This window comes from Methylomonas sp. HW2-6, from assembly GCF_052474525.1.
This window is the reverse complement of the sequence record NZ_CP184124.1, coordinates 3,488,862-3,507,569: the sequence shown is the minus strand read 5'-3', so window position 1 is coordinate 3,507,569 and position 18,708 is coordinate 3,488,862. Positions and strand designations below refer to the sequence as shown.

Genomic DNA, 18,708 nt, shown 5'->3' with positions numbered 1-18,708 from the left:
AGCGGTCGCGTCGGTTATGCAGCGAATTTATCGAATTTTCTGGATTTGGGGCTTGTTGTTGCCTGCCGTTTCGGCAGCGGCGACCCAGGCCGAGTTAGGCGCGGTCAGCTACACCTCGGCGGATCGTGTGGTGTTCAGCTTGTCCGGCCCGGCGCGTCATCACGCTTTCGTGTTGAAAAGCCCGAGCCGCCTGGTAGTCGATTTTACCGGTGCAAAACTGGCGCAAGCCATCAGTCAGCCGCCGGCCGACCATCCGTTATTTGCCGGTGCCCGCAGTGCGATGCGCGGTAGCGGCGATTTACGGGTAGTGGTTGAGTTGAAAGCGGATGCGGATGCCAAAGTCGTGATGCAAGGCAATGCCTTGCAGGTCGATCTGGCAGCCAAGCCGCTGCCGACCGTGGGCGAACCAGTGGCTTTAGTCCGCGAGAAAACCGCCATTGCCGCGATGCCGCCGCTACCGGCGCCGGAAAAATCGCCGAAAAGATCCGAAACGGCAATCAAACCGGTGGCGATGAAGGCAGCCAATAAAGCCAAAGGCCGTAACATCGTCGTGGCGATCGATGCCGGTCATGGCGGTAAAGACGTCGGCGCCCAGGGGCCGAACGGCACCCAGGAAAAAGACGTGGTGTTCGCGATCGCCAGGAATCTGGAAAATCTGGTCAATGCCCAGCCGGGTATGAAAGCGGTAATGATCCGAAACGGCGATTATTTCGTCAAATTGGACGAACGCCGCCGGATCGCCCGCGCCGCCAAAGCCGATTTGTTCGTCTCGATCCACGCCGACGCCTTCAGCGATAGCCAGGCCCACGGCGCTTCGGTTTATACCTTGGCCACCAAAGGCGCTTCCAGTGCCGGTGCCGGTTGGTTGGCTGCCAGCGAAAACGCGGTCGACGGCGCGGCGGGAGCCGGCGACGACCGCAATGAAACGCTCGCCTCGGTCTTGATGGATTTATCCAGTAAGGCCGCGAAAGAGGCCAGTCAGAACGTCGGCAATAAAGTCTTGAGAAGCGTGAAAGGCGTGGGTCATTTGCACCGGAGCGCGGTGCAAAAAGCCGGCTTTGTCGTGTTGAAATCTCAGGAAATTCCGTCGATTCTGGTCGAAACCGCGTTTATCTCGAATCCGGAAGAAGAGCGGCGCCTGACCAGCAAAGCCTACCAATACAAAATGGCGGCGGCGGTGTTCAACGGCATCGTCGGTCATTTCAAACAATATGCGCCGGCCGATACGCTGATGGCGCAACTGAACCGTTCCGCCAAGGCACCGCGGATGGTGGCGCTCAATTCCGTACCTGACGAACGGCCGCTACCGGCCCCGGCGGCCAAGTCAAGAGTCGAGGCCAAAGCCTTGCTGGCTGACAACGACGCGGCGCCGGCCGAAGCCATTTCGGTGGTTGCCAGTGGCGCCGGGCAAACTCAGCACGTGATTAACCGCGGCGAGACCTTGTCCGGCATCGCTCAACACTACGGCGTGTCGATGCGGGCGTTGCGTCTGGCCAACTCGATGAACGACGGTAACGTCCGCGTCGGTCAGGTGCTGCAAATCCCGCGCGATAGCTGAGGCATCCGTTGCCGATTGTCTGATCCGTTACGGGGCGAATCATTTCGCCCCGTTTCGTTTTGATCCGCTAAAATACGCGCTTTTTTTCGGGCGCCTCGATGCGGATTCACGCTTTACCCACGCAATTAGTCAATCAAATCGCCGCCGGCGAGGTGGTTGAGCGGCCGGCGTCCGTGGTCAAGGAATTGGTCGAAAATTGCTTCGACGCCGGCGCCACCCAGATTCAAATCGATGTCGAGCAGGGCGGGATTCGCCAAATCAAAATTCGCGACAACGGCTGCGGCATCGTCAAGGACGATCTGGCGCTGGCGCTGTCGCGGCACGCCACCAGCAAGATCGCTTCGCTGGAAGATCTGGAGCACGTCGCCAGCATGGGCTTTCGCGGCGAAGCCTTGCCCAGCATCAGTTCGGTGGCGCGGCTGACCTTGATTTCCCGAACTGCCGACGCCGACTGCGCCTGGCAAGTCAGCGCCGACGGCAGCGAGCGCAATTTCGACCCGCAACCCAACCCGCATCCGCCCGGCACCACCGTCGATGTCCGCGACCTGTTTTACAACACCCCGGCCCGGCGCAAGTTTTTAAAAGCCGAGAAAACCGAATTTGGCCATATCGAGAGCCTGATCCAGAAACTGGCCCTGGCCCGTTTCGATGTCGGCTTTGTCCTGAACCACAATCAGCGCGAAGTGCTGAACCTGAAATCGGCTGACAGCCAAGCCGCCCAGGAGAAACGTATCGCGGCGATTTGCGGCGCGGCCTTCGTCGACAATTGCGTCAAGATCGAGTACGCCGCGTCGGGCCTGCGTCTGCACGGTTGGGTCGGTTTGCCGACCTTTTCCCGCAGCCAGCAGGACATGCAGTTTTTCTACGTCAACGGCCGCTTGATCAAGGACCGGCTGGTCGCCCATGCCGTCAAGCAGGCTTATCAGGACGTGCTCTACCATGGCCGCCATCCGGTGTTTGTCTTGTATCTGGAATTGGACCCGGCGCTGGTCGATGTCAATGCCCATCCGACCAAACTGGAAGTACGGTTTCGGGAAGGGCGGATGGTACACGACTTCCTGTTTCAGGCGTTGCATCGCAGTCTGGCCGAGCAACGGCCGGGTTCTCAGCCGTTGCCGCAACGGATCGAAACCGTTGCCGAATTCTCGGAAACCGTGCCGGCGTCAGCGCCGCAGCGGCCAACTTTGAATCAGCAAACGGCGTTACCGATGACGTTTCCGGCGCAAACCGCCGGCAATGCAAGCACTGCTGCGCCGCCGGCGTTTGGCGCTTACCGGTCGCAGCCGGAACGAACTGGCGCGGCCGACGTTGCCGAGCAAATCCAGGCCTACGCCAAACTTTATCCAAAAAACGAGCCAGTGCCGACGCCGCAGGCGGCAACGGATTCGGTCATGCCGCCATTGGGTTTTGCCTTGGCCCACATTCACAACATTTACATCCTGGCCGAAACCGCCAACGGCATCATTTTGGTCGATGCTCATGCGGCGCACGAGCGGGTGACTTACGAGCGCTTGAAGCAGCATTACCACAACCGGGCCATCGTCTCGCAGCCGTTGCTGTTGCCGATCAAATTGCAAGTGACGACCGCCGAGGCCGATTTGGCCGAGCAAGAGCATGCGTTTTTCCTGACTCTGGGTTTTGAAATCAATCGTTCCGGCCCGGAAACGGTGGTATTGCGGGCGACGCCGGCCTTGTTAGCGAAGACCGACGTCGACCAACTGGTACGCGATATGTTGGCCGACCTGGCAACCCATGGTGTCAGCCATAAAGCCGAAGAAAGTATCAACCAAGTCCTGGCGACGATGGCCTGCCACGGCTCGGTGCGGGCCAAGCGCAAGCTCAGCATCGAAGAGATGAACGCCTTGTTGCGCGATATGGAACAAACCGAGCGCATCGGCCAATGCAACCACGGTCGACCGACCTGGGTTGCACTTAGCCACCAAGATTTGGACCGGTTTTTCATGCGCGGCCAATAAATGAGCGAATTGCAAAAACCGGCCGCCATCTTGTTGATGGGGCCGACCGCTTCCGGCAAGACCGCGTTGGGCGTGGCCTTGGCCCAGACCCTCGATACCGAAATCATCAGCGTCGATTCGGCGCTGGTCTACCGCGGGATGGACATCGGCACCGCCAAGCCGACCCAGGCCGAGCGCGGCGGCGTGCCGCATCATCTGATCGATATCCTCGATCCCAGCGAAGCCTTTTCCACCGGCCAATTCCGCAATCAGGCTTTGGAGCTGATGGCCGACATCACCGCGCGCGGCAAACTGCCGTTACTGGTCGGCGGCACAATGCTGTATTTCAGCGCCTTGACCCAGGGTTTGGCGCAGTTGCCGGAAGCCGATCCGGAAATTCGCCAGCGGCTGGACGCGGAACTGGAATCGCTGGGAAAGGAAGTGCTGCATGCCCGCTTGGCGCAAGTCGACCCGCAAGCGGCGGGGCGCATTCACGTCAACGATCCGCAGCGCGTGCAACGCGCGCTGGAAGTCTATGAAATCAGCGGCCGGCCGTTATCCAGTTTTTTCGGTGCCGAGCAACAAGATGAGCATCCGTACCGCTTTATCAAACTGATCGTCGCGCCGGAGCAACGCAAAACCTTGCACGATAAGATCGCCGAGCGTTTCGATTCAATGCTGGAGCTGGGCTTTCTCGAAGAAGTCCGGGCATTATGGCAACGCAGCGATCTGGACGAAAGCATGCCGTCGATCCGCTGTGTCGGTTATCGCCAAGCCTGGTCTTATTTGAACGGCGAATACGATCAGGCGACAATGCGCGACAAAGCCATCATTGCTACCCGGCAACTGGCCAAACGTCAATTTACTTGGCTACGCAAGGAGCAGGATGCCTGCCATTTGATCAGCGGCTCCACCGATCTGCTACAACAAGCGTTACATCACTGCCGCGAACGTGGATAAAGCTAACCAACGCCAAATCGCTTACGCCGCCCGCAATGCCCAGCCTGATAAGGAAATGCTGAGCATTGAAATCTGCAACCGGGTTATCGCGCAGTCCTGGTGTCAGGCCGCCGATACCGTGATGTGGTATCTGCATTGCCGCTCGGAAGTGCGGACTTTGCCGACCGTTGCCGCCGAACTGGCCGGCGGCAAGCGTATCGTCGTGCCCTATTGCACGGTCGATGCCGCTGGTCACAGGCAACTGGGACTGTGGCATTTGCAAGCGCTCGACGAGTTGCGGCCGGGTATGTGGAATATTCTCGAACCGCCGCGCGACCGCTGGCAGGAGCCGGCAAAGCAGGTTCGCGCCGAGGAACTGGATGCCGTCATCGTGCCCGGCGTCGCCTTTGATCGGCAGGGCGGACGTTTGGGTAACGGTGCCGGTTATTACGACCGGTTATTGGCTTGTGTGCGGCCCGACGCGGTGTTGGCGGCGGTCTGCTACGAGGCGCAATTGTTACCCGCGGTTGCGATGGACTGGCACGATGTTTACATGGACTTTGTTGTCACCGAGCAGGCGGTTTATTCGGGCCGGGGCAGAGCCGGATGTTGAATGCTGCCGAACTGAAACGGCACATCTCCAGCTCTCCGGCTTTTGTGTTGGATGAAGCGCAGGTATTGGCCAATTTACAACCGTTATCGGCATTGCGCGCGGCGAGCGGCTGCAAGGTTTTGTATGCGATCAAGGCATTGCCTTTGGCGCATCTGTTGGGATTGATCAAACCGCAAGTCGACGGCTTCTCGGTCAGCTCCTTGTTCGAAGCCAAGCTGGCGCACGAAATTTTGGCTGATCAGGGAAGCATTCATTTGACCACGCCCGGTCTGCGTCCGGACGAATTCGCTGAAATGGCTGAGCTGTGCAGCCATATCTGTTTCAATTCCTTGTCGCAGCACCAGCGATTATCCGGTCTGATCGCTCATTATTCGCCGGGCTTGCGGGTCAATCCCAAATTGCCGTTTGCGGCGGATCGCCGGTTCGATCCGTGCCGGCCGCATTCCAAGCTCGGGGTTGATATCGAGTTGTTGCGGGATGGCGTGCCGGGCGGCGTCGCGGGTTTGCAGTTCCATACCGTGTTTTCTTGTCGCGATTTGGCACCGCTGCAAACGACCGTGCAAGCCTTGCGGCCCATTCTGGAACGCAATCGGCAACTGCGCTGGCTGAATCTGGGCGGCGGTTATCTGTACCACGATATCGCCGATCTTGAGTCGCTGGCCGAGCTGATCGCCGGGCTGCGTTCGGAGTTTGCCATTGAGGTGTATTTGGAGCCGGGTAAGGCCATCGTCGGCAACGCCGGTTATTTGGTGGCGACGGTGCTGGACCGCTTTGTCAGCGACGGCAAGCAGGTGTTGGTGCTGGATACTTCGATCAACCACCATCCGGAGGTGTTCGAGTACCAAATCAGGCCGCGTTTGTTGGACGAAGTTATCGAGGGTGGTCAGTCCGCGATTTTGGCCGGTTCGACTTGTCTGGCCGGCGACGTGTTCGGCGAATACCGTTTCGATCGCGTTCCGGAAGTCGGCGAAAAACTGGTGTTTGCCGATGTCGGTGCTTATACCCTGATCAAGGCCAACCGGTTCAACGGCTACAATTTGCCGGATGTTTATACCTGGAACCGGTCCGGGTTAACATTACAGAAACGTTATGATTATGCCGATTATCGCCGGCAGTGGTAAGCCGGTTTTGGATCAAGCGTGGCGCTTAGCGTTGGCCGTGCGGCGGGACTGGCGATGGGTCGATATTGGACAATAGTCCTTCCATTTTCTGTACGCTGGCGTCGCAGCCCTCGATACTGGATCGAACTTTGGCTTTGAATCTTAAGCCCATGCTCTCGCCGTCCGCCTCGTGTTCCGCGTATTCGTTCAATAGATGGCAGGCGTCGTGCATGGCCTGTTCGGTATCTTCGAAATTATCGCTATCCGGAAGTAGATCGGAATCGCTCAGCATCATCAACCGGCTGATGATGGCGTTTTGATGGCGGAACACCGACTCGGCATAGTCGGCGAAACTGTCCATCCCGCTGTTGGTCGGCGCACTGGCGCAGCCGGCCAGGCACACCAGCAACGGTATCCAATTCAAACGCGGTAACAACATGAACGGCTCTTTTAGTTTTTGTACGCGGTAAAAATGCAGTATTCGGTCAGTTTTTCAGTAAACAATTGGTACTGTGCTAAGCCGACCAAATAATTGGCGGTTTGGGCCTTGGAACGCAGCCCCAACCATTGGCTGATAGTTTGGACCGGTTTCAGGCGTTTGGCTACCTTGTACATATGCTCGACCGAAGCCTGGGTTTGCGCGGTGATGTCGTGGCAGACGATGTCGGCGAAACCTTGTTGTTGCAATAGGCCGGTAAATTCGTCGCGGCTGCACAAATTGGGTACGGCCCAGCCGTTGAGGCAGGTTACGACGGCTTGCCATTGCTCGGGGCTGAACTGGCGTTGCAACACAAAGCCGTCGCAGACCACAATGCGGCCGCCCGGTTTCAATACCCGCCAGGCTTCCTCTAAAAAATCGCCTTTATTCAACGCGTGGCAGGAGCTTTCCAAGGCCCACACCACATCGAACGAGGCATCGGCGAACGGCGTCGCGCAAAAATCCGCCACTTGAAAATCCACCAACTCGGCTACACCGTGGCGCTTGGCGTGGTCGCGGGCATAGTCGGCCTGTTTGGCGCTGATGGTGATGCCGGTGACCCGGTTGCCGTGCTGTTTGGCCATCCAGATCGTACTGCCGCCGATGCCGCAGCCGGCGTCCAACAAGTGGTCGCCCGGCTGTATCCCGGCTTTGTTGTACAGCACCTGGTTTTTATTGAGCAGGGCCTGGTGCTGGTCGTAAGGTTTGGCGTCGTCCCAATAGCCGTAGTGCAAGGCCAGGTTGTCGCGGTTGCACCAGGCGAACAGATAATCGTGATAGCAGTCGTCGTAATGCTTGGCCGCGTCGGCTTGCAGTTCGTCGGTGGACAGCTCGGCGCCGTGGCGCAGGCTTTGGTCGCGGTAATCCTGGTTCGGTTCTAGGGTATAAATCGTGGCTGACATGAATGGCTGGACGGCGTGGGAACAAGCTAAAAGCAAAAGGGCGGCGCGGTATTAGCCGCAAGATTGGCCATTATAATTCAGATCGCCGATGCGCTTCATGGCCGGGGACTGCGGCGGCAATTGCGGATCGGTAATTTTCAGCTTGCCGAACACCTGCCGAATCGGCAACACTTTGATTTGGCTGAGTTCCAGGCCGAAACGGATGCGGAACAAACTGTTTTGTTTACCGGCCGGCAAGGTCGCCAGCAACTCGGCCAAGCGTTGATCGATCAAGCGCCGGGCCAGCAGTAATTCCGGGCTGAGCTTGGCGTCGTTGGGGCTGGTTTCGGGCTTTGATGTTTGGGGAGCAGGCGAGGGCGCTGTGGCGCCTAACGCTTTTTCGCGCATTTGCCGCAGTCGGCTGCTTTGGGCAAAGCCGACCGTCATGCCGCTGCCGCTGGGTTTATGGTCGTTCATATTTGATTTTTATGGCTGTGGGCCGGATCGTGGATCAGGTTGCGGATCACCACCGAAGCACACACCCCGCCGAACGCCGCCGGCAAATAGGAAATCGTGCCGTAGGCCGACTTTTTGTAATTACTGCCGTCGGTGAACATCAACGAATCTTTATTCACCACTTCCGGCGAAAATACCACTTTCACACCGCGACTGATGCCGTGTTTGCGCAAGCGGACGCGGATGAACTGGGCGAACGGACAGTTATAGGTCTTGGAAATATCCACCACCTTGAGATGGGTCGGGTCCATCTTGCCGCCGGCGCCCATGGAGCTGACGATTTTCATCTTGCGGCTTTTGGCGGCGCGGATTAAATGGATCTTCGGCGTCAGGCTGTCGATGGCGTCGACAATGTAATCGTAATGGGTGTTCAACAGTTCGGCGGCGGTGTCCGGGGTGATGAATTCGTGGCGGATGTGCAGTTTCAAATCCGGATTGATCGCCAATAAACGCTCGCCCATGATGTCGGCCTTGGATTGGCCGTGGGTCGTCGCCAGTGCCGGCAGCTGGCGGTTGCGGTTGCTGGGATCAACCACGTCGCCGTCGACGATCGTCATCTCGCCAACCCCGGCCCGGCAGATGAATTCGGCGGCAAATGAGCCGACGCCGCCCATGCCCACTACCAATACATGGGATTGCTGGAGCTTATCCAGCTTTGGTTTGCCGATCAGCAATTCGGTGCGGGACAGCCAGCTTAAATCAGTCATGCAGGAATACTCTTTGAAAATTGGCAACGATTCGGCGTTGCAGGGTTTGGATGTCCAAACCGAGGATTTTAGCCGCTTCGTTATAGATTTCGCTAATCGAAAGCTGCGTCGCGGCGTCGGTTTCCAGGAATAAGCGCTCCGGCGGCGTGATCAACAGCGCTTTTCGCGAGGGATGCCCGGGTGTGAGCAGGTATTTTCCGAACGACAGGTGGCAGTCGTGTCTCAGCAGTTGCTCGGCCAAAGCCGGTTTGCCGGTAAAGCCGTGCACGAGCCATGCTTGGTTCGGCCTCGCCGATTTCTTTAACGAAATTAGTTCGTTGTAAGCACGCACGCAATGAACGATTAACGGTTTGCCGATTTGTTCGGCCAATTCGATCTGGCCTTGGAATGCAGCAGTTTGACGTTCCAAAGGAATATCGATGCATTTATCCAGGCCGGATTCGCCGACGGCAAGCACGCGCGGGTCATTGCAAAGGCGATGCTGGATTTGCCTGTTGCGTTGCTGGTCTTGTCGGTCGATATGCCAAGGGTGGGTGCCGATACTGAAATACTGGTGGTTGCTGGCCGAGAGTAGGGGTGGCAGTTCGACAATTTCCGATATGTCCAGGCTGAGAATCTGCCAAGCCGCGTCCTGCCGATTGCCGTGGCTATGGATATCAATGAATGGTGCAGATACTGGCATGAGACAGGCAGCGATTCGGTAAAGCTCGGCGCCATCAACTATGGCGGCGGTTTCGATTGCGGAACCTCAAGTTCCCGGAGTTGAAATGGCCGGCTTGAAATTCCATGCAGCGAGGTATAATAGCTGTTTATTTTTCGCAACAGAGAAACAATGGCGCAATATATTTTCTCCATGAACCGGGTCGGCAAGGTGGTGCCGCCTAAAAAATACATCCTGAAGGACATCTCGCTGTCGTTTTTTCCGGGGGCGAAGATCGGTGTGTTGGGTTTGAACGGCTCCGGTAAATCGACGCTGCTGCGGATCATGGCCGGCGTTGACAAGGAAATCGAAGGCGAAGCGATTCCGCTGAAGGGCATCAACATCGGCTATTTGCCGCAAGAGCCGCAGCTGGATCCGACCAAAAACGTGCGCGGCATCATCGAAGAATCCGTGCAGCACATCAAGGATGCGCTGGCAAAACTGGATGCGGTTTACGCGGCCTATGCCGATCCTGATGCCGATTTCGATAAATTGGCCGCCGAACAGGCCAAATTGGAAGACATCATCAACGCTTGTGACGGCCATAACCTGGATCGGCAACTGGAAATTGCCGCCGATGCGCTGCGATTGCCGGATTGGGATGCCGACATCAACAAGCTGTCCGGTGGCGAAAAGCGTCGCGTCGCGTTGTGCCGCTTGTTGCTGTCCAAACCCGATATGCTGTTGCTGGACGAGCCGACCAACCACTTGGACGCCGAATCGGTTGCCTGGCTGGAGCGCTTCCTGCACGATTACACCGGTACCGTCGTTGCGGTAACCCACGACCGTTACTTTCTGGATAACGTCGCCGGCTGGATTCTGGAACTGGACCGTGGCATGGGTATTCCTTGGGAAGGCAATTATTCGTCCTGGCTGGAACAGAAGGAGAAACGTCTGGAGCTGGAGGAGAAGCAGGAATCGTCTCGCCAGAAAGCTATGAAGGCCGAATTGGAATGGGTAAGGCAGAATCCGAAAGGCCGTCACGCCAAAAGCAAGGCGCGTCTGGCCCGCTTTGAAGAGTTGTCGTCGGTGGAAGTGCAACAGCGCAACGAAACTCAGGAAATTTATATTCCGCCCGGACCGCGCCTGGGCGACGTGGTGATTGAGGCAGACAATATCAGCAAAGGCTTCGGCGATCGCTTGTTGATCAACAACTTGAGCTTCAAATTGCCGCCGGGCGGCATCGTCGGGATTATCGGCCCGAACGGCGCCGGTAAAACCACGCTGTTTAAAATGATGGCCGGCATGGAGCAGCCGGATTCAGGTGCGTTTAATTTCGGCCAAACCGTGCAGTTGTCCTACGTCGAGCAGTTCCGCGACGATATGGATAACAACAAAACTGTTTGGGAAGAGATTTCCGACGGTCTGGACATGATTACGGTCGGCAAGTACGAAACGCCGTCGCGCGCTTACTGCGGGCGCTTCAACTTTAAGGGGGCGGATCAGCAAAAACGCATCGGCGACTTGTCCGGCGGCGAACGCAACCGCGTACATCTGGCCAAGCTGTTGAAAAGTGGCGGTAACGTCTTGCTGCTCGACGAGCCGACCAACGATTTGGACGTCGAAACTTTGCGAGCACTGGAAGAGGCGTTGCTGGGCTTTCCGGGTTGCGCTGTGGTGATCTCGCACGATCGCTGGTTCCTGGATCGGATTGCCACCCATATGCTGGCGTTCGAAGGCGACAGCGAGGTGGTCTGGTTCGAAGGCAATTACGCCGATTACGAAGCCGACCGCCATCGCCGGTTGGGAACCGACGCCGATAATCCGCGCCGGATCAAATACAAAAAAATCGGCTAAGTCGGGGTTAAGGGTTCGTTGCCGACAATGGCGGCGGACCCGATAGCCAATTAATGTGGGCCTTGAACTTGAAATAGCGCTGGTTTGTCCCAAACTTGATTTTAGTTTTTTCTTAAGCCGCTGCCGTCCGGTTGAAATCGGTGGTTGTAGCGGTTAATGTATTAATAGCGCACCGAACAATAATAAGGAGAAATAGGATGTCGAAAGCACAAAACTTGCAGGACAATTTTTTGAACGCCCTGAGAAAAGAGCATACCCCAGTGTCGATTTTCTTGGTGAATGGCATCAAGCTGCAAGGTCGCGTCGATTCTTTCGATCAGTATGTGGTGATGCTGAAAAACACCGTCAACCAAATGGTTTACAAGCACGCCATTTCCACCATCGTCCCCGGCAAGAACGTCAATATGCACCGTGATGCCGAGCCTAGCGACGAGAGCTAAGAGGTTTATTTTTGTTTGAACGTCCCGATGCGGGCGAGCGGGCGATACTCGTTCACCTGAATTTGCAAGTCGGACAAGAAGATCTCGACGAGCTGAAAGAACTCACCAAATCCGCCGGTGCGCAACCGATTCATGTGGTCACGGGCAGCCGCCACCGGCCGGACCCCAAATATTTCGTCGGCATCGGCAAGCTCGACGAAATCAAGGTCGCCGTAGCCGAACTCCAGGCCGACATTATCATCGTCAATCATCCTTTGTCGCCCAGCCAGGAGCGCAATCTGGAAAAGGCACTGGAAGTGCGGGTGGTCGACCGTAACGGCTTGATTCTGGATATTTTTGCGCAACGCGCGCAGACCTTCGAAGGCAAGTTGCAAGTCGAGCTGGCGCAGTTGAAGCATCTGTCTACTCGATTGATTCGCGGTTGGACCCACCTGGAGCGGCAAAAAGGCGGTATCGGCTTGCGCGGTCCCGGCGAAACCCAGTTGGAAACCGACCGGCGTTTGCTGGCGGTCAGGATCAAGCAAATCCAGCAGCGTCTGGAGAAAGTCGAAAAGCAGCGCCATCAAAGCCGCAGTAAGCGGAAAAAGGCGGAAATTCCCACTGTGTCGTTGGTTGGTTATACCAACGCGGGCAAATCGACCTTGTTCAACACATTGACCGGAGCCGGGATTTATGCGGCCGACCAGTTGTTCGCGACCTTGGATCCGACTCTGCGGCAGTTGCCGTTGGAAAACGGTAGCGAGATCATCCTGGCCGATACGGTAGGTTTCATCCGCCATTTGCCCCACGAATTGGTTGCGGCGTTCCGTTCCACGTTGCAGGAGGCGGCCGAGGCCGATTTATTGCTACACGTGATCGATGCGGCGGCGGAAGATCGCGACGACACCATTATCCAGGTCAACCAGGTGTTGGAGGATATCGGTGCCGGCAAGATACCGCAGCTGAAGGTGTTCAATAAGATCGATTTACTCGACGATCTCGAACCGCATATCGATTACGACGCCGACGGTCGGCCGGTCAGCGTCTGGATATCGGCGCAGAGCGGTGTCGGCAGCGATTTGCTGCAACAGGCATTGAGTGAACTGTTCGCCAGCAGCAAAGTGATCCGCAAATGCTATCTGCCGGCAGGGCAGGCCGGCTTAAAAGCCAAGCTGTTTGCGTTTGTCAGAATAATAAACGATGTCACCGACGACCACGGCGACTGCGAGTTGACAATAGAAATCGATAAAAAGCATTTGGGCCTGTTGAAACATATCCGGGTCGAAGCGCTAGCCTGATCCGGAAACCGTTTTCGATACCTAGTTATTTTCTCGGTTAATGGTAATTTGAGATAGAATGGCCCGCTTTCGGAAGCGGTGCACCGTTCTCGAAACATAATTCCGGCTTTGCGTTACTCGGTGAGCCGAATTTTGAGTTTGCAAATCCAATTTTGGAGCGTTTGGTATGTCTTGGAATGAGCCCGGCGGTGATAAAAAAGACCCCTGGAGTGGTCGTAACGAAAAGGATAATCCTCCCGATCTGGACGAAGTAATCCGGTCCCTGCAGGACAAACTGGGCGGTATTTTCGGCGGCGGCAAACGTGGCGACAGTTCTTCAAATGGCCCGTCGATGCAAAGCATCGGTTTCTTGGCTGCCGGCGCGCTGGCATTATGGGGTTTGAGCGGGCTTTATACCGTCGATGAGGGTACCCGCGGTATCGTCACCCGTTTCGGTGCTTACGTTGCTACCACTCAGCCCGGTTTGAACTGGCATATCCCGTCACCGATCGAGCAAGTGCAAGTTATCAACGTCGAACAGCAACGCTTCATCGAGGTCGGTTACCGTTCCGGCGGTGGGCAGGCCATGGGCTCAGTGCCGAAAGAGGCGATGATGCTGACCAAAGACGAGAACATTGTCGATGTGCGTTTGGCTGTGCAATACCAAGTCAAAGACGCCAAGGATTATGCCTTTAACGTTCTAGATCCGGCTTCGACCTTGAAGCAAGTTACCGAAAGCGTGCAACGCGGCGTGATCGGCCGTAGCGATATGGATTTTGTGCTGACCGAAGGTCGTAGCGAAATCGTTGCCGCAATCAAAACTGAAATTCAATCGGTAATGGATGCCTATAAGACCGGCATATTGATCACCAGCGTCAACTTGCAGGATGCACAGCCGCCGGAGCAGGTGCAAGGTTCCTTTGAAGACGCCATCAAGGCGCGCGAAGACAAGCAGCGCCTGATCAACGAAGCCGAGGCCTATTCCAACGACGTGGTGCCTAAAGCACGCGGTGCTGCATCGCGTATCGTGCAGGAAGCCGAAGCCTATAAAGAAAAATCCATCGCCCAAGCTGATGGTGACGTCAGCCGCTTTTCGCAGTTATTAACCGAGTATAAAAAAGCGCCGGGTGTGACCAAACAGCGTATGTACATCGAAACCATGGAACAGGTGCTGGGCAAATCCAGCAATGTGGTGGTGGATGTCAAGTCCGGCAGCAACATCATGTATCTGCCATTGGAAAAATTGGTGAACAAGGCCGCCGATGACGCGGTTTCGGCGCCGGTTGCGACGCACGAACCGGTTGCGGCTCCTGCGCCTCAGGCTAAAGAGATCAGAAACGATATACGCGCATCGAGCCGCGAACGCGATGTGAGAGGACGCTAACATGGGAAACAAGATATTAGTAGCCGTCGCCGCGCTGGCTGTCATTTTGTCGATGTCGGTGTTTACCGTCGGCGAAACCGAGAGAGTCATCAAATTCCAATTGGGTGAAATCGTCGGGGCGGATTTTCAGCCCGGCATGCACCTGAAGATACCGTTTATCAATAACGTCAAGAAATTCGACGCCCGGATCCTGACCATGGATGCGACGCCGGAGCGTTTCCTGACCGCGGAAAAGAAAAACGTCATCGTCGACTCCTTCGTCAAATGGCGAATCGGCGATGTCAAAACTTTCTACACCACAGTCGGTGGCGACGTAGGCCAAGCCAACATCCGCTTGGATCAAATCATCAAGGACGCGGCGCGTAGCGAATTCAGCAAACGCGAAATCAGGCAGCTGGTTTCGACCGACCGTAGCGCGATCCGCGATTCGCTGATCACCAACGTATCGCCGCATGCTTCCCGCTTGGGTATCAATATTATCGACGTGCAGGTCAAGCGCATCGATTTGCCGAACGAGGTCAGTACCTCGGTTTATCAACGGATGGAAGCCGAGCGGGCGCGGGTGGCTCGGGAGTTTCGTTCTCAAGGCTCCGAGGCTGCAGAGCGGATTCGTGCTGACGCCGATAAACAACGCGAAATCATTCTGGCCAACGCTTACCGGGACTCTGAAGTATTGCGAGGCGAAGGCGACGCCAAAGCGGCAGATATTTTTGCCAAGGCCTACGGCGAAGACAGCGAGTTTTTCGCCTTTTACCGTAGCCTGATCGCTTACAAGGAAACCCTCGGCAAGTCCGGCAACATCATGGTGTTGGAGCCGAACTCGGACTTCTTCAAATATTTCAAAAATCAGAAATAAACCATCAATCTGAAGCTGCATGATCAGACGCCCCGCTCTGCGGGGCGTTTGCTGTGATTGGGATAGACAAAAAATGCAAAGAAAAGACAACTGGCTGTTGCCCGAAGGCATCGGCGAGGTACTGCCGGAGCAAGCCGCGCATTTGGAGAAATTGCGCAGAACTCTGCTCGATACTTTTGCCTGTTGGGGTTATCAGCTGGTGATACCGCCCTTCGTGGATTTCCTGGACTCGCTGCTGACCGGTTCCGGCCACGATTTGGATCTGCAGACTTTCAAGCTGACCGACCAGCTTAGCGGTGAAATGCTCGGCGTACGCGCCGATATGACGCCGCAGGTTGCCCGCATCGACGCTCACCATCTACAGCACGACGGTCCTACCCGCTTGTGTTATGCCGGAACCGTGTTGCACGCCGTAGGCGACCCGTTGGAAAAAAGCCGCAGCCCGATGCAAATCGGCGCCGAACTATACGGCCACGCCGGACTGGAAAGCGATTACGAAGTGATCCGCTTGATGCTGGAAATGTTGGCGATCAGCGGGCTGCAAAACGTACATTTGGATTTGGGCCACGTCGCGATCTATCGGGCGCTGGCCGAGCACGCCGGTTTGAACCAGCAACAGGAGTCGAAATTGTTCGACGTGTTGCAGCGTAAAGCCAGAACGGAATTGGTGGAATTGTTGGCCGACTTTGCGCTCGACGAACGCTTCCTGGCCATTTTCAATGCGTTGCCTAAATTGAACGGCGGTAGAGAAGTATTGGACAAGGCCGACGGTTTGTTCGCCGGCTTGCCCTGTAGCGGAATCATTGGAGATGCCTTGACCGACTTGCGCGGCATAGCCGACAAACTGCGGCGCGATTTTCCCAGCTTGAGCGTCAGTTTCGATCTGGCGGAATTGCGCGGTTACCATTACCACACCGGTATGGTGTTCGCCGCCTTCGTGCCGGCTTTGGGTAAGGAGATCGCCCGCGGCGGCCGCTACGACAATATCGGGGCACGTTTCGGCCGGGCTCGGGCCGCTACCGGGTTTAGTGCCGATCTTAAGGTATTGGCAGCCATGTTCCAGGATATCGATAGTGCCAGACAAGTGGTTTATGCGCCGTTCGGCGAGGATGTCGATCTGCTGCAAACCATCAGAGATTTACGTGCTCAGGGCGAGGTCGTCATACAGCAATTGCCGGGGCAAACCGATGCGGCCGCTCAACTGGGCTGCAACGCAGTTTTACAAAATCAGAATCAACGCTGGGTCGTTAAACCATTAGTTTAAGGTTGGAAAAGTATGGGAAAAAATGTAGTTGTTATCGGCACGCAATGGGGCGATGAAGGTAAGGGCAAGCTGGTCGATCTTTTAACCGAGCAGGCAGCGGCCGTCGTGCGCTTTCAGGGCGGCCATAACGCCGGCCACACCTTGGTGATTAACGGCGAAAAAACCGTGTTGCACCTGATTCCGTCCGGCGTTTTGCGCGACGGAGTGCAATGCATGATCGGCAACGGTGTTGTGCTTTGTCCGGAAGCCTTGCTCAAGGAAATCGAGATTCTGGAAAAATCGGGCGTACCGGTCAGGAACCGGTTACAAGTTAGCGAAGCCTGTGCCTTGATTCTGCCGGTCCATGTGGCTGTCGATCAGGCCCGGGAAAAGGCGCGCGGCAGCAAAGCGATCGGTACGACCGGCCGCGGCATCGGTCCGGCCTACGAAGACAAAGTGGCCCGTCGCGGCTTGCGTGCCGGCGATTTGCGCAATCGCGAGGAATTTTCCGCCCGGCTGAAGGAGCTGGTCGAATACCATAATTTCATGTTGGTCAATTATTACCAGGCCGAACCGGTCAACTATGCAGAAATTCTGGATAACACCTTACGTTTGGGAGAAATCATCAAGCCGATGCTGACCGATGTCGGCGAGGCGCTGTATAGCCACCAACAGCAAGGAAACAACGTATTATTCGAAGGCGCGCAGGGTGCGCTATTGGATATTGACCACGGCACTTATCCGTACGTAACCTCTTCCAATACTACCGCGGGTGGCGCGGCGACCGGCAGCGGCGTTGGGCCGTTAGCGTTGGATTACGTTCTGGGCATTACCAAAGCCTATTCGACTCGGGTCGGCAACGGCCCGTTTCCGACCGAATTGATGGACAGTTATGGCGAACATTTGGGCGTGAAGGGTCACGAATTCGGCGCCACCACCGGGCGTAAACGCCGTTGCGGCTGGTTCGATGCGGTCTCGATGCGTAAATCAGCCCAATTGAACAGCTTGACCGGCATCTGTTTGACCAAGCTGGACGTGTTGGACGGTCTGGACAAAATCGGGATTTGTACCGCCTATAAAATTGACGGCCAAATCACCGAAACGGCGCCGTTGGGCGCCGACCAATACGCCGTTTGCGAGGCGGTGATTGAGGAAATGCCGGGTTGGAGCGGTAGTACCGCCGGGATTACCGATTTCGCGCAATTACCGGAAAATGCCAAGGCTTACATCGCCCGGATCGAACAATTGGTCGGCGTCAAAGTCACGATATTGTCCACCGGTCCTGATCGCAATGAAACCATCGTCCTGGAAAATCCGTTCGCCGCTTGATCCTGGCGGATACGACCCTGCTCCGAAAGTCGCCGGCTGGGCTGCTGCGAAGCCCACCGGCGCATTTCTCAATACGAACTAACGCGTTAGCGCTGGCCCGGCCACTGCTTAACGGCTGCTAACTCTCCGATTCCGGTTACGGATCCATTCGCTCCAGGAGCCGGCGTACAATTTCGATCCGCCGAGTCCGGCGATTTCCATCGCCAACAGGTTATGGCAGGCGGTTACGCCGGAGCCGCACATATGCACCACTCGCTCTGCCGGAAAAGGCGAAATCAAATGGTTAATTTGTCGGCGCAATTGGTCAGGGGCCAGAAACAGTCCGTTTCGATCCAGATTGGATTGCAACGGCCGGTTAATCGCTCCCGGCACGTGGCCGGCTACCGGGTCGATCGGTTCGACTTTGCCGAGGAAGCGCTCCGGAGTTCTGGCGTCGACCAAGATTATGCTGCGGCTCGCCAGGCCGGTTTCGACCTGGCTTGCGCTAAGCCATTGCCGGTTATCGAGATAGGCGCGGAACGCGCTGGCGCTGATTTTCGGCAGCGCTGTCGCCGTTGGCAGACCTTGTTTGCGCCAGTGGCCGTAGCCACCGTCGAGCACAGCGACCTGAGTATGGCCCATGCTGCGCAGCAGCCACCACATGCGGCCGGCAAAGGCGCCGCCGGCATCGTCGTAGACCACGACTTGGCTGCGGTTGTTAACTCCCCATTTGCCCAGTTTTTCGGCGAGCGAATCGAAGTTCGGTAGCGGGTGGCGGCCGGTGTAAGCTCGCACCGGGGACGACAAGTCCTTGTTCAAGTCGGCGTAGACTGCGCCGGGAATATGATCTGACCGGTAGGATTTAAAGCCGGCGGCGCTATCGGCCAGCGAGAAACGGCAGTCGAATATCCGCCAATTCGGATTGTCGAGATTGGCCGCCAAAGTGGCGGCGGAAACCAGCGTGGTGTAAGTCATGC

The 18,708-nt window shown here is 56.6% G+C and carries 18 protein-coding genes; 12 read left to right on the top strand and 6 right to left on the bottom strand.

Features of this window, described 5'->3' with window-relative positions:
* Positions 1–16: 16 nt before the first annotated feature.
* The 5 genes from ACH518_RS16940 to ACH518_RS16920 all read left to right on the top strand — a co-directional run bounded on the left by ACH518_RS16940 (position 17) and on the right by ACH518_RS16920 (position 6,186).
* Positions 17–1,558: an N-acetylmuramoyl-L-alanine amidase gene (locus tag ACH518_RS16940; protein WP_445370929.1), complete on the top strand. Its 1,542-nt coding sequence runs from the start codon at positions 17–19 to the stop codon at positions 1,556–1,558.
* A gap of 98 nt (positions 1,559–1,656) precedes the next feature.
* A complete protein-coding gene (gene mutL, locus ACH518_RS16935; RefSeq protein ID WP_445370928.1) occupies positions 1,657–3,534 on the top strand; it encodes a DNA mismatch repair endonuclease MutL in 1,878 nt (625 codons plus the stop codon).
* Positions 3,535–4,473: a tRNA (adenosine(37)-N6)-dimethylallyltransferase MiaA gene (gene miaA, locus ACH518_RS16930; protein ID WP_445370927.1), complete on the top strand. Its 939-nt coding sequence runs from the start codon at positions 3,535–3,537 to the stop codon at positions 4,471–4,473.
* Positions 4,466–5,065: a 5-formyltetrahydrofolate cyclo-ligase gene (locus tag ACH518_RS16925; RefSeq protein ID WP_445370926.1), complete on the top strand. Its 600-nt coding sequence runs from the start codon at positions 4,466–4,468 to the stop codon at positions 5,063–5,065. The genes miaA and ACH518_RS16925 overlap by 8 nt, the downstream gene beginning before the upstream one ends.
* On the top strand, positions 5,059–6,186 hold the full coding sequence (locus tag ACH518_RS16920; protein WP_445370925.1) for a carboxynorspermidine decarboxylase: 1,128 nt from the start codon (positions 5,059–5,061) through the stop codon (positions 6,184–6,186). Before ACH518_RS16925 ends, ACH518_RS16920 begins: the two co-directional genes overlap by 7 nt.
* Before the next feature lie 25 nt (positions 6,187–6,211).
* Here ACH518_RS16920 and ACH518_RS16915 read toward each other — a convergent pair whose 3' ends face one another.
* The 5 genes from ACH518_RS16915 to ACH518_RS16895 are packed head-to-tail and all read right to left on the bottom strand — an operon-like array spanning position 6,212 to position 9,429.
* A complete protein-coding gene (locus tag ACH518_RS16915; protein WP_140912547.1) occupies positions 6,212–6,604 on the bottom strand; it encodes a hypothetical protein in 393 nt (130 codons plus the stop codon).
* A gap of 11 nt (positions 6,605–6,615) precedes the next feature.
* The gene (locus ACH518_RS16910; protein ID WP_445370924.1) at positions 6,616–7,545 is read right to left on the bottom strand and encodes an SAM-dependent methyltransferase; all 930 of its coding nucleotides are present in this window, start codon (positions 7,543–7,545) and stop codon (positions 6,616–6,618) included.
* Positions 7,546–7,596: 51 nt separating this feature from the next.
* Positions 7,597–8,001 carry a hypothetical protein gene (locus ACH518_RS16905; RefSeq protein ID WP_445370923.1) on the bottom strand — a complete coding sequence of 135 codons (405 nt, stop codon included), beginning with the start codon at positions 7,999–8,001 and terminating at the stop codon, positions 7,597–7,599.
* Positions 7,998–8,747: a tRNA threonylcarbamoyladenosine dehydratase gene (locus ACH518_RS16900; RefSeq protein WP_445370922.1), complete on the bottom strand. Its 750-nt coding sequence runs from the start codon at positions 8,745–8,747 to the stop codon at positions 7,998–8,000. Before ACH518_RS16900 ends, ACH518_RS16905 begins: the two co-directional genes overlap by 4 nt.
* Positions 8,740–9,429, bottom strand: a complete 690-nt coding sequence (locus ACH518_RS16895) for a TatD family hydrolase (RefSeq protein ID WP_445370921.1) — start codon at positions 9,427–9,429, stop codon at positions 8,740–8,742. The genes ACH518_RS16900 and ACH518_RS16895 overlap by 8 nt, the downstream gene beginning before the upstream one ends.
* 150 nt (positions 9,430–9,579) lie before the next feature.
* On the opposite strand from ACH518_RS16895, the gene ettA reads away from it, so the two are divergent.
* From ettA to ACH518_RS16860, 7 genes are all read left to right on the top strand, one after another.
* Positions 9,580–11,244, top strand: a complete 1,665-nt coding sequence (gene ettA, locus ACH518_RS16890; protein ID WP_445370920.1) for an energy-dependent translational throttle protein EttA — start codon at positions 9,580–9,582, stop codon at positions 11,242–11,244.
* 197 nt (positions 11,245–11,441) lie between these two features.
* Positions 11,442–11,684, top strand: a complete 243-nt coding sequence (hfq, locus tag ACH518_RS16885) for an RNA chaperone Hfq (RefSeq protein WP_054758645.1) — start codon at positions 11,442–11,444, stop codon at positions 11,682–11,684.
* 11 nt (positions 11,685–11,695) lie between these two features.
* The gene (gene hflX / locus ACH518_RS16880; RefSeq protein WP_445370919.1) at positions 11,696–12,961 is read left to right on the top strand and encodes a ribosome rescue GTPase HflX; all 1,266 of its coding nucleotides are present in this window, start codon (positions 11,696–11,698) and stop codon (positions 12,959–12,961) included.
* Between the two features lie 166 nt (positions 12,962–13,127).
* On the top strand, positions 13,128–14,324 hold the full coding sequence (gene hflK, locus ACH518_RS16875) for an FtsH protease activity modulator HflK (protein ID WP_278211556.1): 1,197 nt from the start codon (positions 13,128–13,130) through the stop codon (positions 14,322–14,324).
* Between the two features lies 1 nt (position 14,325).
* Positions 14,326–15,180 (top strand): protease modulator HflC, encoded by an 855-nt coding sequence (gene hflC / locus ACH518_RS16870; RefSeq protein ID WP_278211557.1) that lies wholly within the window; start codon positions 14,326–14,328, stop codon positions 15,178–15,180.
* Between the two features lie 73 nt (positions 15,181–15,253).
* Complete coding sequence (locus tag ACH518_RS16865; RefSeq protein WP_445370918.1) at positions 15,254–16,444, top strand: ATP phosphoribosyltransferase regulatory subunit; 1,191 nt, start codon at positions 15,254–15,256, stop codon at positions 16,442–16,444.
* A 12-nt stretch (positions 16,445–16,456) separates the two neighbouring features.
* Positions 16,457–17,752 (top strand): adenylosuccinate synthase, encoded by a 1,296-nt coding sequence (locus tag ACH518_RS16860; RefSeq protein ID WP_140912558.1) that lies wholly within the window; start codon positions 16,457–16,459, stop codon positions 17,750–17,752.
* Between the two features lie 108 nt (positions 17,753–17,860).
* Here ACH518_RS16860 and ACH518_RS16855 read toward each other — a convergent pair whose 3' ends face one another.
* Entirely contained in the window at positions 17,861–18,706 is an 846-nt protein-coding gene (locus ACH518_RS16855; RefSeq protein WP_445370917.1) for a sulfurtransferase, read from the bottom strand.
* Between the last annotated feature and the right edge of the window lie 2 nt (positions 18,707–18,708).